Source organism: Nonomuraea roseoviolacea subsp. carminata, assembly GCF_024172185.1.
Taxonomy (GTDB): Bacteria; Actinomycetota; Actinomycetes; order Streptosporangiales; family Streptosporangiaceae; genus Nonomuraea; species Nonomuraea roseoviolacea.
The window spans coordinates 8,159,137-8,173,289 of the sequence record NZ_JAMZEC010000001.1; the positions used below are offsets into that span (position 1 = coordinate 8,159,137).

Here is a 14,153-nt window from a genome sequence, read left to right on the forward strand (position 1 = left end):
ATATTCCATGTATATCCTGTAGGGAATATTGACTTTGGTCTCCCGGGCTCGTAGGTTCAGGGGCATGAGCCAGGGCCTTTACCTGACCCGGCGCCCGCACGTGGACTTCTGCCACGTCGCCAGCGCGCAGTGTCGTTGATCACGGACAGCCGACCGCGCACCTCTCCCGTTCCCGTCCCGGCGTGGCCGACGGCGCCCACGCCCTGTGCGACCCCCCTTCTTCCGCGTGCCGGCCCACCGGCGCGCCCTTCCAGAGGAACCATCCGTGATCAGAATCAGACATGCCCTTGTCGCCGTGCTGCTGGCCGCCGGAGCGGCCGCCTGCGGCTCGGCCCAGGGCGCGGCGAAACCCGGCGGAGCAGAGGTCAAAGAGCTGCGCTACCAGGGGAACGTCGGCAGCGTCACCTACCCCGAACTCGCCGAGGACCTCGGCTACCTCGGCGACATCAAGCTGAAGTGGGTCGGCAACACCACCAGCGGTCCCCAGGACATCCAGTCGGCCGCCACCGGCCAGACCGACTTCGGCGGCGCCTTCAACGGCGCGATCATCAAGCTCAAGGCCGCCGGGGCGCCGATCAAGGCGGTGATCGGCTACTACGGCTCCGACCAGCGCTCCTTCAACGGCTACTACGTGACCGAGAACAGCCCCATCCGGACCGCCCGCGACCTCATCGGCAAGAAGATCGGGGTCAACACCCTCGGCGCGCACCACGAGGCCGTCATCAAGGAGTACCTCAAGCGCGCCGGCCTGACACCGCAGGAGATCCGGCAGGTCCAGCTCGTCGTGATCCCGCCGGTCAACACCGAGCAGGCCCTGCGGCAGGGACAGCTCGACGTGGGGACGCTCGGCGGCGTCCTGAAGGACAAGGCGCTGCAGCGCGGCGGCCTGCGGCCGCTGTTCACCGACATCGACCTGTTCGGGCCGTTCACCGCGGGCTCCGTCGTCCTGCGCGAGGACTTCATCGCCCGCAACCCCACCACCACCAGGAAGTTCGTCGAGGCGTACGCCAAGGCCATCGACTGGGCGCAGACCCACCCGCGCGAGGAGGTCGTCGCCCGCTTCCAGAAGATCATCGCCAAGCGCGGGCGCAACGAGGACGCGACCACGGTGGCGTTCTGGAAGAGCACCGGCATCGCCGGCAAGGGCGGAGTGATCGCCGCCAAGGAGTTCCAGACCTGGATCGACTGGCTGGCCCGCGAGGGCGAGATCAAGCCCGGCCAGGTCAAAGCGGCCGACCTCTACACCAACGCGTACAACCCCTACGCCAACGGGAGTGGGTCATGACCACCACCGCCGTCACCAGCAAGATCGGCATCCGCGACGTGCGCAAGGTCTTCCAGGTCCGGGACGGCGGCGAGCCGTTCGTCGCGCTGGACGGCGTCGACCTCGACGTGCGCGAAGGAGAGTTCCTGGCGCTGGTGGGGCCGAGCGGCTGCGGCAAGTCCACGCTCCTCGACCTGGTCGCCGGGCTGACCGCGCCGACCGCCGGCGAGATCGTCATCGACGGCGCGCCGGTCACCGGCCCCGGCCTCGACCGGGGCATCGTCTTCCAGCAGTACGCGCTGTTTCCCTGGCGCACCGCGCAGGCCAACGTCGAGTTCGGCCTGGAGGCCAAGGCCGTGCCCCGGAGGGAACGGCGCGAGCGGGCCCGGCACTACCTCGACCTCGTCGGGCTCACCGGGTTCGAGGAGCGCTACCCGCACGAGCTGTCCGGCGGCATGCGCCAGCGGGTCGCGATCGCCCGCAGCCTCGCCTTCGACCCCGACGTGCTGCTCATGGACGAGCCGTTCGCCGCCCTGGACGCCCAGACCCGCGAGTCGCTCCAGGAGGAGCTGCTGCGCATCTGGGACAAGACCGGCAAGACCATCATCTTCATCACGCACGGCATCGACGAGGCCGTCTACCTGGGCCAGCGGGTCGCGGTCATGACCTCCCGCCCCGGGACCATCAAGGAGGTCGTCGAGGTGGCGTTCGACTCCCGGGCCGGTGACCTGCGGGCGGATCCCGCGTTCGGCGAGTACCGGCACCACGTGTGGACGTTGCTGCGCGACGAGGTCGCCGCGGCGCAGGTGCTGGAGCGGAAGGCGGCGACCGCCCGTGGCTGACCAGCGAAGCGCCCCCGCCACCGGCACCGCCCTGAGCGAGCGGGAGCCCCAGGAGCTCCCCACCGCCATCGACCGGTACGAGGCACCGGACGGGGCGGCGGCCCCCGCCGGGCCGGTGGGCGCCGCCGACCTCGTGGAGCCCGCCGTCGCCGGTGAGCCGGCCATCGCCGAAGAGTCGGTCGTCGCCGGGGAGCCGGCCGTCGCCCCTGCCCGCCGGCCGTCCGCGCTCGCGCGCCGGGCGCGCCGCGTGGCGTCGCGGGCGGCCACGAAGTCGGGGGCGATCCTGCTGCTCCTGGCCGCGTGGGAGGTGCTGCCCCGGATCGGCGTGTTCGACCGGGTGTTCGTGCCCCCGCTGTCGGAGGACCTCGTCGTCTGGTACGGGCTCCTGCTCGACGGGCCGCTGCCGGAGCACCTGCAGGCGTCGCTGATCCGCTCGCTGTCCGGGTTCGGCCTGGCCATCGCGCTGGCCATCCCGCTCGGCCTGCTGATCGGCTGGTACCGGCCGGTGGCCGACGCGCTCACCCCGCTGCTGGAGGTGTTCCGCAACACCTCGCCCGTGGCGCTGCTGCCGGTGTTCACGCTCATCCTCGGCATCGGCGAGACCTCGAAGATCACTTTCGTCCTGTACGCCTGCTCCTGGCCGATCCTGCTCAACACGGTCAGCGGCGTGAAGACCGTCGAACCCCTGCTGATCAGGTCGGCCCGCTCCATGGGCCTCGGCCCGGTCCGGCTCTTCCAGAAGGTCATCCTGCCCGCCGCCGTGCCGGCCATCTTCACCGGGGTCCGGCTGGCGGGGGCCTACTCGATCCTCGTGCTGCTGTTCGCCGAGATGGTCGGGGCCAAGGCCGGGCTCGGTTACCTCATCCTCGACACCCAGTCCAGTTTCCGCATCCCCGAGATGTACGCCGGGATCATCACGATCTCCGCGCTCGGTCTGCTGTTCAACCTGCTGCTGCTCAGGATCGAGCGCCGCTTCTCCACCTGGAGGACCACGTGACGAGAAAGCTCCACCTCAACGCCTTCCTCATGGGCGTCGGCCACCACGAGGCGGCCTGGCGGCACCCGCGCACCGAGCCGGCCAGGATCGCCGACGTCCGCCACTACCAGAACCTCGCGCAGATCGCCGAACGCGGCAAGCTCGACTCGGTCTTCCTCGCCGACGGCGTCGCCCTGTGGGGCAACGTCCGGCACAACGCCCTCGGCGGCCTGGAGCCGCTGACGCTGCTGTCGGCGATCGCCACGGTCACCGACCACATCGGCCTGATCGCCACCGTGTCCACGACCTACAACGAGCCGTACCACGTGGCCCGCAAGTTCGCCTCGCTCGACCACATCAGCGGCGGGCGGGCGGGCTGGAACATCGTCACCTCCGCCAGCGAGGCCGAGGCGCACAACTTCGGCGTCGAGCGGCCCGCGCACGCCGACCGCTACGCCAGGGCCACCGAGTTCCTGGACGTCGTCACCAAGCTCTGGGACAGCTGGGAGGACGACGCGATCCTCGGCGACCGCGCACACGGGCTGTACGCCGACACCGGCAAGATCCACCCGATCGAGCACGAGGGCGAGCACTTCCGGGTGCGCGGCCCCCTGAACGCCTCCCGCCCGCCGCAGGGGCACCCGCTCCTGGTGCAGGCGGGGTCGTCGGAGGACGGGAAGGAGTTCGCCGCCCGCTTCGCCGAGGCCGTCTTCACCGCCCAGCAGACCCTGGAGGAAGGCCAGGAGTTCTACGCCGACCTGAAGAGCCGCCTGGCCGCGTACGGCAGACGGCCGGACGAGCTGCTCGTCCTGCCCGGCATCTCGCCGATCATCGGCTCCACCGACCGGGAGGCGCGCCAACTGGAGCAGGAGCTCGAAGAGCTCATCATCCCCGCGTACGGGCTGGCCCAGCTCTCCCACATGACCGGCATCGAGCTGGGGGAGGACGCGCTCGACCGCCCGCTGCCGGACATCCCCGTCGAGACCGAGGGCGCGCAGAGCCGCCGCAAGCTCGTCGTCGACCTGGCCCGGCGGGACGGCCTCACGGTCAGGCAGCTCATCGCCCGCCTGGCCGGCGGCCGGGGCCATCGCGTGGTGGCCGGCACCCCGGAGCGGATCGCCGACGAGATCCAGGAGTGGTTCGAGGGCGGGGCCGCCGACGGCTTCAACGTCATGCCGCCGATCCTGCCCGGCGGCCTGGCCGACTTCGTGGACCACGTCGTACCGGAGCTGCAGGTCCGGGGCCTGTTCCGGTACGAGTACGAGAGCCGTACGCTGCGCGGCACCTACGGGCTCGCCCGGCCCCGCTCCCGGTACGCCCCGCAGGGTGAGGCGGAGCTGGAAGTGGCGGTGGCCGGATGAGCGTCGTCACCCTGGTCGGCAACCCCCGCGAAGGCTCCAGGACCCTGGCCGTGGCCGTGCGGGCCACCCGGGCCGTCGCCCGGCGGATCGGGTACGACGACGCCGTGCCCGGTGAGGTCGTGGACCTGTCGGCGCTAGGGCCGCACCTGCTGTCGCCCGGGCCGTACCCGGGCGTGGAGGCGGCGCTGCACCTGGTCGCCCGGTCGAGCCTGCTGGTGGTGGCCAGCCCCACCTACAAGGGCACCTACACCGGCCTGCTGAAGGTGTTCCTCGACCGGCTCCCGTCCGGGGCGCTGGCCGGGACCACGGCTCTGCCGCTGCTGGTCATGGGCGATCCCGCGCATTCCCTGGCGGTGGAGGTGCACCTGCGGCCGCTGCTGGTGGAACTGGGCGCCACCGTGCCCACCCCCGGACTGGCCCTGCTCGAATCGCAGCTCACCGACCTGGACGAGCGCCTGGACGCCTGGGCCGACCGCGTCGCGCCGCAGGTGGCGGCCGCCACGGGACCGGCCGGCGCGCCGGAAGGGGAGCCCAGGACGGGACCGGCCGGTGCTCCGGAAGGGGAGCCCAGGCAGGCGGCGGCCACGGTGGGGGCGGCGCCATGACGGAGACCCTGCCCGGCCATGCGGTGGACGCCGACCACTACCGCCGTGCCCTCGCGGTGCACGCCGCCGGCGTCGTGGTGATCACCGCGCAGTCCGACGGCATCCCGGTCGGGCTGACCGCGACCTCGTTCTCCTCGGTCAGCCTGGATCCCCCGCTGGTGTCCTTCTACGTCGACCGCGGCTCGACCACGTGGCCCTGGCTGCGCTCGGCCGACCACTTCGCGGTCAACGTGCTGGCCAGCGACCAGGAGGAGGTGGCGGCCAGGTTCGCGCGCAAGGACATCGACCGGTTCGCCGAGCCCACCCGCTGGCGTCCCGGCCCGCTGGGGGCGCCGCTGCTGCACGACGTGTCGGCCCACCTGATCTGCCTGCCGCACGAGACCGCCGACGTCGGCGACCACGTGCTGGTGGTGGGCCTGGTGGCCGAGGCCCACGTGTACAGCGCGGGACGTCCGCTCCTGTACCACCAGGGCAGGTTCGGGCGTTTCCTCGCTCATTCCTGACGCGGCTGGCGGAAGAGCAAGGCCCTCACGGGGGCGCGCTTCGCGCGAGGGTCGCTCGTGGGGGCCTACCGGTCCCCACACCCCCGGTCCTTGACGAGCCGTTCCGCGGCGAGGGGCATCACCCTGACGCCACAGGAGCACTTCTCGCCTGGAGGAACTCGGCGTCCCCCTGGGAGAGGTCCTGCCGACCAGGAAGGGCGCTCAAGCTCTCGGCGGGCTGGCGTCGGTTCCCTGGTGGCCTTCAAGAAGGCGACGGCGACCGTCCAGGCAAGCCCGAGAAGGCGACGGCGGCCGTCCGGGCGAGCCGCTGGTCGCCGTCCACCAGTGGTCCCCCGCTCAGGATGCTCCGTGTGCCCGTGGGAGTGCGTCGTCGCCGAACACGGTCGTCTGCGGGCGCAGCGCCGCGCCGCGCATCTGGCCACCGTCGCGGCGACGCACCCCGGGCAGCGCCTCCTCGGCCAGGGCGAAGAGGTCCTCGGTGACCGGGTGGCCGGTCACCGCGCGAGCCTTTCGAGGAGCCTCCCGTCGAGCTCGGCGACGGGAGGCTCCTCGCGTCTGCCCGTGCCCCGCCCGGCTCTCCAGACCTTCACGAGACAGCCGCCCCGGTCACTGTGGCGTGACCGGGGCGGCAGGGGAGGGGTGGAGGGGGAGAGGGGGGCTCAGGGGGGAGGGGGTGTCAGGCGGCGAGCGGAGAGTAGGACCCGGCGTCGCCGGACAGCACCGTGCTCGTCCGGCCGTCCACGCCGACCGGGATGTCACCGGCGATGGTCACCCGGTGCAGGCGGCGCGGCTGGTCGCCGAAGTCGTGCACCACCCGGTGCTGGGTGGCCCGGTTGTCCCAGACGGCCACGTCGCCGGGGGACCAGCGCCAGCGCACGGTGTTCTCCACCTGGGTGACGTGGCTCTGGATCAACTGGATGATCGCCGCCGACGACTGCGCGGGCAGGCCCACCAGGCGCTTGGCGAAGTCGCCGAGGAGGATCGCGCGCTCGCCCGTCTCGGGGTGGACGCGGACGACGGGATGCTCGGTCTCGAAAAGGTCGAGGTGAACACCTCCGCCTGCGCGCGGGTCCGTTCCGGATCGTCGGAGGCGGCGATGCGCACGTAGTCGTACTGGTTGGTGTGGACCGCCCGCAGCCGGTCGAGCAGGTCGCGCAGCTCGGCGGGCAGGTGCTCGTAGGCGGTGACGGTGTTGGCCCACAGCGTGTCGCCGCCGCTGGGCGGCACGGTGATCGCCCGGAGCACGGAGGCCAGCGGCGGCCGGTCGACGAAGGTGACGTCGGTGTGCCACCGATCGACCTTCTGACCGTTGCTGTAGTCCAGGTCCAGGACATGTGTGTTGCCGGCGAGCGCCGGCACGGTGGGGTGGGCCCCGGTGGGCTCGCCGAGCAGCCGGGCGAAGGCGACCTGGCGGTCCGTGTCCAGGTGGTCCTGGGCGCGGAAGAAGATCACTTTGTGCTCGAGCAGGGCGGAGCGGATCAGCGCGACGGCGTCGGCGGGCAGATCACCGTCCAGGCGCACGCCGGAGATCTCGGCGCCTATCCGGCCTGCGACGGGGCGGATGGAGAAGGGTGACATGGGTGTGGTCCTTCCGTGGGAGAGGTGGTCGCTGGAGGGCGGGGCGGAAGGAGGGACACAGGGCGCTGGCCACGCGGCAGAAGTCCACGTGACCTCGGATGGTCAGTGCCGTGGTCGTCACGCTCGCCAACGTAGACCGGCCACTCTCTAAAGTCAACACAACAGGTAGGGAATTAGGGTTTTGCTGTTACTTTCCGTTGAATCAATGTTACTCTTCGTGGTGAACGGCCGTGATGACGGCCCGACAGCATGGGAGTGGGAGTTGTCCGTGCGACGCTTTGTCTCCGCGATCGGCGTCCTCGTGGCGGCCGGGACGCTCGCCTTCGCGCAGCCCGCCGCCGCGACGCAGTCCGTCGCGGCGACCCGGGCGGCCGCGCCCGCCGCCGAGGCCCTCTTCGAGTTCGACTACCCGCCGGCCCCCGACAGGTTCGTCGTCAAGCTCACCGAGCCCGACAAGATCCAGGAAGCCAGGGACATCCTCAGCGGAGCCCAGCGGGACAGGACCCACGTCCTCGGGAGGATCGTCAAGCGGCCCGCCCCGTACAACCCTGGCTGGCAGTACCACCTCGACCCCACGTCGGTCTCGTTCTTCACCCACGCCATCGAGGTGTGCGACGCGTCCCCGCGGTATGTCGACGACCATCTCGACGAGGCGGGCGGCGCGTTCCTGCCCGGCCTGCTCTGGTGCCCCTGGGGCTCTCGCCTGCTGCGGGAGGTCTCCGTGGAGTAGGCGCTCCGCCCGTCCGGCGGCGTCGCGCCGCACGTCGCCGCCGGACGGGATCACCGCGTCCCCGCTGGACGGGCCGGCCTCGTCCCGGGCGGAAGGGACACCCCGTTCACCCTTGGACGGGTTGACCCCGTTCCGGCAGGGGCGGGGAGACCGCAGTGACCGCAGACGGGATCACGGGTTTCCCGAGAGCGGATCACGAGGTTCCTGCGAACGGGATCACGGCCCTCTCGCAGGCGGGGTCACCGCGCTGACGGAGCCGGGAGATGGGCGTCGTCACCCTTCGGTCGTGACACGTACGCCACGACGAGCAGGAGCAGGCCGCATGCGGTCACCATGATCCAGCCCGGGCGGGACGCCTGCGCGAGCCCCGCCGGGCCGGCTCCGGCGACCAGGCCGCCCGCGATGGCGATGCCGAGTGCGGAGCCGAACTGGCGCGCGGTCGAGGTGATGGCCCCGGCCACGCCGGCCCGGGCCGGAGGCAGCCCGCTCACCGCCGTGTTGGTGATCGGGGCGTTGGCGAAGCCGAACCCGATGCCGATGAGCGCGTACGCCGCCAGCAGCAGGTGCACGCCCGTGCGCTGGTCGAGTCCCACCAGGCAGAGCCCGCCCGCCGCGATGAAGCCGCCGGCCAGGGCGAGCGGCGGCCGCGGCCCGAGGCGGCCGACCAGATGCCCGGACAAGGGGGCGCAGAGGGTCGCCCCCACGGCCATGGGCAGGGTGGCCGCCCCCGCGGCCAGCGGCGTCCATCCCCGGGCGTGCTGGAGGTAGAGGGTGGTGAGCAGCAGCGTCACGTTCAGCGCGACGAAGACCGCCACCGCGCCCAGGACCGCGCCGCCGAAGACCGGCCGCCGGAAAAGACGCGGGTCCATCAGCGGCTCGCCCCGGCGGCACTCCACCCGCACGAAACCGGCCGTCGCCACGGCGGCCACCGCGTACGCGACCAGCGCCACGGGCGACGTCCAGCCGATGCGCGGCCCCTCGATGAGGACGCCCACCGAGACCCCGATGACCACGGTCAGCAACGCCTGGCCGGGCAGGTCGAGCCGCCGGGCGAGCGGCGCCCGCGACTCCGGCACGAAGATCATGCTGAGCGCGAGAGCGGCCACGATGACCGGCGCGTTGATCCAGAACACCGACCGCCAGCCGAACTCCGCGATCAGGGCGCCGCCCGTGACCGGGCCGGCGGCCATGCTGAGCCCGAAGACCGACGCCCAGACCCCGATCGCCTGCGCCCGCTCCTTCGGGTCGGGCATGGCGTTCACCACGATCGCCAGGGCCACGGGGCTGAGCATGGAGGCGCCGACGCCCTGCACGGCGCGGGCCGCGGCGAGCGCGCCGACCGACGGGGCCAGCGCGCAGGCCAGCGAGGCGGCGCCGAACACGGCCAGCCCGAGCTGGAACACGCGCCGTCGTCCGAACCGGTCCGCCAGCGCTCCGGAGGAGATCAGCAGGCTCGCCAGCACGAGGGTGTAGGCGTCCACGACCCATTCCAGGCCGCGCGTGCCGACGCCCAGGCCGCGCCCGATCGCGGGCAGGCCCACGTTGACGATGGTGGTGTCCAGGCCGACGAGGAACATGCTCAAGCAGCAGACGGCCAGCACCGTCCAGCGTCTGCGCACGCTCAGAACGGGCTGAACGGGGTGGGTTGTCGCGGTCACGGCCGGCCTTTCGGGTTCGGGAGCACTTGCCCGGCCATGCTCGGCTCGGAGGACGGCCGCCGCCCAGCACTTTTGCGGAGACTGCAAAACTGGACCCCGTGGACACGGAGCTGGAGCAGATCCTCGACGCCATCGGGCCCCGGTTGCGCGCCCTGCGCCGCGATCGCGGGCTCACCCTGGAGTCACTGGCGGGGGCAACCGGGATCTCGGTGAGCACGCTGTCGCGGCTGGAGTCGGGCAAGCGGCGTCCGACGCTGGAGCTGCTCATCCCGCTCGCGCGTGCGCACCGCGTCGCGCTCGACCAGCTGGTGGCCGCTCCGGCCAGCGGTGACCCGCGGGTGCACCTCAAGCCCCTGCGCAAAGGCCGCGGCAGCGTCCTCGTGCCGCTGACGCAGTATCCGGGGCGGGTGCAGGTGTTCAAGCAGGTGCTGGCTCCCCGCGAGCCGAAACTGGTGACCCACGACGGCTACGAGTGGCTGTACGTCCTCGCGGGCGAGCTCCGCGTCATCATCGGAGAACGGGAGTGCACCCTGCGTCCCGGCGAGGTGGCCGAGTTCGACACGCGGGAGCCGCACTGGTTCGGCCCGGCGGGCACGAACGCCGTCGAGATCCTGCACCTGTTCGGCCCGCGGGGCGACCAGGCCGTCGTCCGCACGACTTCGTCCCCGACCGGCCCCGCCTCACCGCCGGGAATGACGGCCTGACGGCCCGACCCCCGTCAGGCCGTCCCACAATCCCGGCTCCCACGCCCCGCTCACCGGCCGGTCTCATGGGCCTGTCCCTCAGGCCCGGCTCGTCAGGCATGTCGTCTCTCAGGTGGACGTCTGCCCGTCGAGCGTCTCCCGCAGGATGTCGGCGTGCCCGGCGTGCTGGGCGGTCTCGGCGATGACGTGCATGAGCACCGCGCGCACGCTGCGCGTCCCTCCCGGCTCGTGCCAGGGCGCCTCCGGCAGCGGGTGCGTCGCCGACAGGTCGGCCACGGCGGCGACGATCTCCTCGCTACGGGCGGCGACCGCCTCGTACCGGGCGAGGATCGCGGCCGGCGTGTCGCCGGGCAGCATGCGGAAGTCGTTCTGGTGGTCGATCATCCACTGCGGGATCTCGCGCGCGGTGCCGGCGGCGAGGTCGGCCCAGGTGACGCCGTCGGGCAGGTCGTGGTTCATGGCCGAGGGGCCCTCCACCACGAAGCGCATCCATCCCTCCTCCATGGACGCGACGTGCTTGATCAGGCCGCCCAGGCACAGCGCGCTGACGGTCGGGCGCTCGCCGAGCTGCTCGTCGCTCAGCCCGCGCACGGTGGTGGTCAGGGCGGAGCGCGCGGAGGCGAGCGCGGCGAGCAGTTCGCGCCGCTCGGCGTCGAGGGCCGAGGGTGAGGTGGCGGTGGTCATAACGTTCGGATCCTTCCGGTGGTCGTCTCTGACGGGCACGCGACAACTCTCACAGGGGTAGCGGCCAGGGAGTGGCCTCTTCTCCCGGCAACATGGGACCGTGCCGAAGACTTCAGCGCGACTGCTGGCGTTGCTCTCCCTGCTTCAGACGCGCCGGGACTGGCCGGGCGCGCTGCTGGCCGAGCGGCTGGACATCAGTCCGCGCACCCTGCGCCGGGACGTCGACCGCCTGCGTGAGCTGGGGTATCCCGTCGTGGCCTTCAAGGGGCCCGACGGCGGGTACCGGCTGGACGCCGGCACGGAGCTGCCGCCGTTGCTGTTCGACGACGAGCAGGCCGTCGCCCTGGCCATCGCGCTGCAGATCGCCACCACCACCGGCGCCGGCATCGAGGAGGCCGCGGCGCGCGCGCTGACCACCGTCCGGCAGGTCATGCCCGCGCGCCTGCGCCGCCGGATCGACACCCTCCAGGTCACCGCCGTCGACCAGTCCGCGACCCGGCCGGACCCCCAGGTCGACGGCGGCGTGCTCATGGCGCTCGGCGCCGCCGTCCACGCCCGCGAGGTGCTGCGGTTCGACTACACCGCCGCCCCGCCGGCAGGGGAGGAGGGCGAGGCGGTGGCGGCGTCGCCGCGCCGGGTGCAACCCCATCACCTCGTCACGTGGGGCGGGCGCTGGTACCTCGTCGCCTGGGACCTCGACCGCGAGGACTGGCGCACCTTCCGCGCCGACCGGATCATCCCGCGCACCCCCACGGGGCCCCGCTTCACCCCGCGCGAGCTGCCCGGAGGCGACGTGGCCGCCTTCATGCTCGGCAGGTTCCGCGGCTCCGACGGCTCCGGCCACTGGCCCTGCCGCGGCGAGGTGATCCTCGCCCTGCCCGCCGCCGCCGTGTCCCGCTACACCCGCGAGGGCACCGTCGAGGAGCTCGGCCCGGACCGCTGCCGGCTCGTCCTGAGCTCGTGGTCGTGGACCGCCCTGGCCTCCGCCGTCGGCAGGTTCGACGCCGACATCGAGGTCGTCGGCCCGGACGAGCTCAGGGAGGCCTTCGCGACGCTGGCCCGCCGCTACGCCCAGGCGGCTGCCCCGCCCGAAGAGAGCTGACCGAGCGTTACTGACAACGGTTTCAGTTAGCCGATCAGCCGTGCGGAGGCGGCAAGGCTTCGACGTGGGATTACGTGGGGATCTGTAACGAGTTGGAAACGCGGCATTGACACTCCGTGGCCATCTCCTGCCATCATCACTGACATCGATTTCAGTTGGGAGCTCACGTGGTCACCATCCATGACGTGGCGGCTCGGGCGGGAGTCTCTTCCGCCACGGTCTCGCGCTTCCTGCGGGGCCAGCGGGTGCGCTCGTACGAGGCGATCCAGGCCGCCATCGACGAGCTGGGCTACTGGCCGAGTGCCGCGGCGCAGTCGCTGAAGTCCGGGCGCACCAACACCATCGGCGTCGTCGTCCCGGACATCACGAACCCGTACTTCGCCGCGGTGGTCAAGGGCATGGAGTCCGTCACGCGTACGGAGCCCTACCGGATCCTGCTCGCCAACAGCGACGAGAGCAGCGAGCAGGAGGACGACGTGCTGGCGGACCTGGTGCGCCGGGTCGACGGCATCATCCTGGCCCCCGCCACCGAGCAGGACGAGACGCCGCTGCACGTCCGCGACGCCGACGTGCCGCTGGTGTTCGTGGACCGCGACCTGGCGGGCGGCGAACGGTTCGACGCCGTGCTCGTGGACAACGACGGCGGCGGCCGGCAGGCGGCCGAGCACCTGCTGTCCCTCGGGCACACCCGGGTGGCCGCGATCAGCGGCAACCTGGACACCACTCCCGGCCGGCTGCGGCGCGAGGGGTTCGTCGGCACGCTCGCCAAGGCGGGCGTCGAGGTGCCGCCCGAGTACGACCTGGTCGGCGACTTCAAGGAGCACAGCGGCTACCAGCTCACGCTGTCCCTGCTGTCGCTCCCCGAGCCGCCCACCGCCGTCTTCGCCGCCAACAACCTCATGACCCTGGGCGCGCTCAAGGCGCTGCACGACATGCGGATCGACATCCCCGGCCAGATCAGCCTGATCGGCTTCGACGACCTGGACACCGGCCCGCTGCTCAGGCCGCCGCTGACCGTCGTGGACCGGCCGATGTTCGAGCAGGGCGTGCTTGCCATGCGCCTGCTGCTGCGCCGGCTCGATCCCGGCGACGGCGGCGGCCTCGCCAGCCGCGTCGTCCTGGACACCAAGCTGATCGAACGCGCCTCCACCGCCCCGCCGGGCGGGCACCCGTCCCCGGCACGTACGAGAAAGACCCGATCGCGATGAGCGTTGCGACCACCCCGCTCGCGGACGTGGCCTCTTCGGAGGCGGCGTTGCGAGCCTTCCTGCACGGCCTGCCCGGTGTCGACCGGGTCGGCGCGGACCAGCGGGCGGCGATGCTGGGCACCCGTTCGATCAAGACGACGGCCAAGGCCCGGGCGATCGATCTGGCCATCTCCATGGTCGACCTGACCACCCTGGAAGGGGCCGACACGCGCGGCAAGGTGCGGGCCATGTGCGCCAAGGCCCTGCGCCCCGGCGGCGACGCTTCCCGCGTGGCGGCCGTCTGCGTCTACCCGGACCTGGTCGCGGTGGCGGCCGAAGCACTGCGCGGCTCCGGGGTGAAGGTGGCCTCCGTGGCCACCGCGTTCCCCAGCGGCCGTTCCTCGCTCGACGTCAAGGTGGCCGACACCGCGTTCGCGGTGGCCGCGGGCGCCGACGAGATCGACATGGTGATCGACCGGGGCGCGTTCCTGTCGGGCGACTACCTGAAGGTGTACGAGGAGATCGTCGCGGTCAAGGCGGCGTGCGGCGAGGCGCACCTCAAGGTCATCCTGGAGACCGGCGAGCTGGTCACCTACGACAACGTGCGGCGGGCGTCGTGGCTGGCGATGCTGGCCGGCGCCGACTTCATCAAGACCTCCACCGGCAAGGTCTCGCCCGCGGCGACGCTCCCGGTGACGCTGATCATGCTGGAGGCGGTGCGCGACTTCCGCGACCGGACCGGCCGTCAGGTCGGCGTCAAGCCCGCGGGCGGCATCCGCACCACCAAGGACGCGATCAAGAACCTGGTGCTCGTGCAGGAGACGGCCGGTGCGGACTGGCTGACGCCCGACTGGTTCCGGCTGGGCGCGTCCTCGCTGCTCAACGATCTGCTGATGCAGCGCGAGAAGCTGGCCACCGGCCGTTACGCCGGCCCCGACTACTTCACCCTGGACTGAGGA

Annotated in this window: 16 protein-coding genes; 11 read left to right on the forward strand and 5 right to left on the reverse strand. The window is 72.1% G+C overall.

Annotated elements, in window-relative coordinates:
* Nucleotides 1–265: 265 nt before the first annotated feature.
* Genes HD595_RS37825 through HD595_RS37850 form a run of 6 tightly spaced genes read left to right on the forward strand, consistent with a single transcriptional unit; the run spans nt 266 to nt 5,551 of the window.
* Nucleotides 266–1,285: an ABC transporter substrate-binding protein gene (locus HD595_RS37825; protein ID WP_253777754.1), complete on the forward strand. Its 1,020-nt coding sequence runs from the start codon at nt 266–268 to the stop codon at nt 1,283–1,285.
* Entirely contained in the window at nt 1,282–2,106 is an 825-nt protein-coding gene (locus tag HD595_RS37830) for an ABC transporter ATP-binding protein (RefSeq protein ID WP_253777755.1), read from the forward strand. Before HD595_RS37825 ends, HD595_RS37830 begins: the two co-directional genes overlap by 4 nt.
* Nucleotides 2,099–3,103 carry an ABC transporter permease gene (locus tag HD595_RS37835; protein WP_253777757.1) on the forward strand — a complete coding sequence of 335 codons (1,005 nt, stop codon included), beginning with the start codon at nt 2,099–2,101 and terminating at the stop codon, nt 3,101–3,103. Before HD595_RS37830 ends, HD595_RS37835 begins: the two co-directional genes overlap by 8 nt.
* Nucleotides 3,100–4,443: an LLM class flavin-dependent oxidoreductase gene (locus HD595_RS37840; RefSeq protein ID WP_253777758.1), complete on the forward strand. Its 1,344-nt coding sequence runs from the start codon at nt 3,100–3,102 to the stop codon at nt 4,441–4,443. Before HD595_RS37835 ends, HD595_RS37840 begins: the two co-directional genes overlap by 4 nt.
* Nucleotides 4,440–5,048 carry an NADPH-dependent FMN reductase gene (locus HD595_RS37845; protein ID WP_253777759.1) on the forward strand — a complete coding sequence of 203 codons (609 nt, stop codon included), beginning with the start codon at nt 4,440–4,442 and terminating at the stop codon, nt 5,046–5,048. Before HD595_RS37840 ends, HD595_RS37845 begins: the two co-directional genes overlap by 4 nt.
* On the forward strand, nt 5,045–5,551 hold the full coding sequence (locus HD595_RS37850; RefSeq protein ID WP_253777761.1) for a flavin reductase family protein: 507 nt from the start codon (nt 5,045–5,047) through the stop codon (nt 5,549–5,551). The genes HD595_RS37845 and HD595_RS37850 overlap by 4 nt, the downstream gene beginning before the upstream one ends.
* 336 nt (nt 5,552–5,887) lie before the next feature.
* On the opposite strand, the gene HD595_RS37855 is transcribed toward HD595_RS37850, so the two are convergent.
* The 3 genes from HD595_RS37855 to HD595_RS37860 all read right to left on the reverse strand — a co-directional run bounded on the left by HD595_RS37855 (nt 5,888) and on the right by HD595_RS37860 (nt 7,129).
* Nucleotides 5,888–6,049 carry a hypothetical protein gene (locus tag HD595_RS37855; protein ID WP_253777762.1) on the reverse strand — a complete coding sequence of 54 codons (162 nt, stop codon included), beginning with the start codon at nt 6,047–6,049 and terminating at the stop codon, nt 5,888–5,890.
* 178 nt (nt 6,050–6,227) lie between these two features.
* Nucleotides 6,228–6,533, reverse strand: a complete 306-nt coding sequence (locus HD595_RS47005) for a TauD/TfdA dioxygenase family protein (protein ID WP_308211384.1) — start codon at nt 6,531–6,533, stop codon at nt 6,228–6,230.
* Nucleotides 6,461–7,129 (reverse strand): TauD/TfdA dioxygenase family protein, encoded by a 669-nt coding sequence (locus tag HD595_RS37860; RefSeq protein WP_308211319.1) that lies wholly within the window; start codon nt 7,127–7,129, stop codon nt 6,461–6,463. The genes HD595_RS47005 and HD595_RS37860 overlap by 73 nt, the downstream gene beginning before the upstream one ends.
* A 268-nt stretch (nt 7,130–7,397) precedes the next feature.
* Here HD595_RS37860 and HD595_RS37865 point away from each other — a divergent pair, with 268 nt between their 5' ends.
* Nucleotides 7,398–7,859 carry a BP74-related protein gene (locus HD595_RS37865; protein ID WP_253777764.1) on the forward strand — a complete coding sequence of 154 codons (462 nt, stop codon included), beginning with the start codon at nt 7,398–7,400 and terminating at the stop codon, nt 7,857–7,859.
* A 239-nt stretch (nt 7,860–8,098) separates the two neighbouring features.
* Here HD595_RS37865 and HD595_RS37870 read toward each other — a convergent pair whose 3' ends face one another.
* On the reverse strand, nt 8,099–9,478 hold the full coding sequence (locus HD595_RS37870) for an MFS transporter (protein WP_253777766.1): 1,380 nt from the start codon (nt 9,476–9,478) through the stop codon (nt 8,099–8,101).
* 137 nt (nt 9,479–9,615) lie between these two features.
* Here HD595_RS37870 and HD595_RS37875 point away from each other — a divergent pair, with 137 nt between their 5' ends.
* Nucleotides 9,616–10,221 carry a helix-turn-helix domain-containing protein gene (locus HD595_RS37875; protein ID WP_253777767.1) on the forward strand — a complete coding sequence of 202 codons (606 nt, stop codon included), beginning with the start codon at nt 9,616–9,618 and terminating at the stop codon, nt 10,219–10,221.
* 108 nt (nt 10,222–10,329) lie between these two features.
* On the opposite strand, the gene HD595_RS37880 is transcribed toward HD595_RS37875, so the two are convergent.
* Nucleotides 10,330–10,905 (reverse strand): DinB family protein, encoded by a 576-nt coding sequence (locus HD595_RS37880; protein ID WP_253777769.1) that lies wholly within the window; start codon nt 10,903–10,905, stop codon nt 10,330–10,332.
* 100 nt (nt 10,906–11,005) lie between these two features.
* Here HD595_RS37880 and HD595_RS37885 point away from each other — a divergent pair, with 100 nt between their 5' ends.
* The 3 genes from HD595_RS37885 to deoC all read left to right on the forward strand — a co-directional run bounded on the left by HD595_RS37885 (nt 11,006) and on the right by deoC (nt 14,150).
* Entirely contained in the window at nt 11,006–12,007 is a 1,002-nt protein-coding gene (locus HD595_RS37885) for a helix-turn-helix transcriptional regulator (RefSeq protein WP_253777771.1), read from the forward strand.
* A gap of 167 nt (nt 12,008–12,174) precedes the next feature.
* Nucleotides 12,175–13,215, forward strand: a complete 1,041-nt coding sequence (locus HD595_RS37890) for a LacI family DNA-binding transcriptional regulator (RefSeq protein WP_253777773.1) — start codon at nt 12,175–12,177, stop codon at nt 13,213–13,215.
* Nucleotides 13,212–14,150 (forward strand): deoxyribose-phosphate aldolase, encoded by a 939-nt coding sequence (gene deoC / locus HD595_RS37895; RefSeq protein WP_253777775.1) that lies wholly within the window; start codon nt 13,212–13,214, stop codon nt 14,148–14,150. The genes HD595_RS37890 and deoC overlap by 4 nt, the downstream gene beginning before the upstream one ends.
* Nucleotides 14,151–14,153 lie beyond the last annotated feature (3 nt).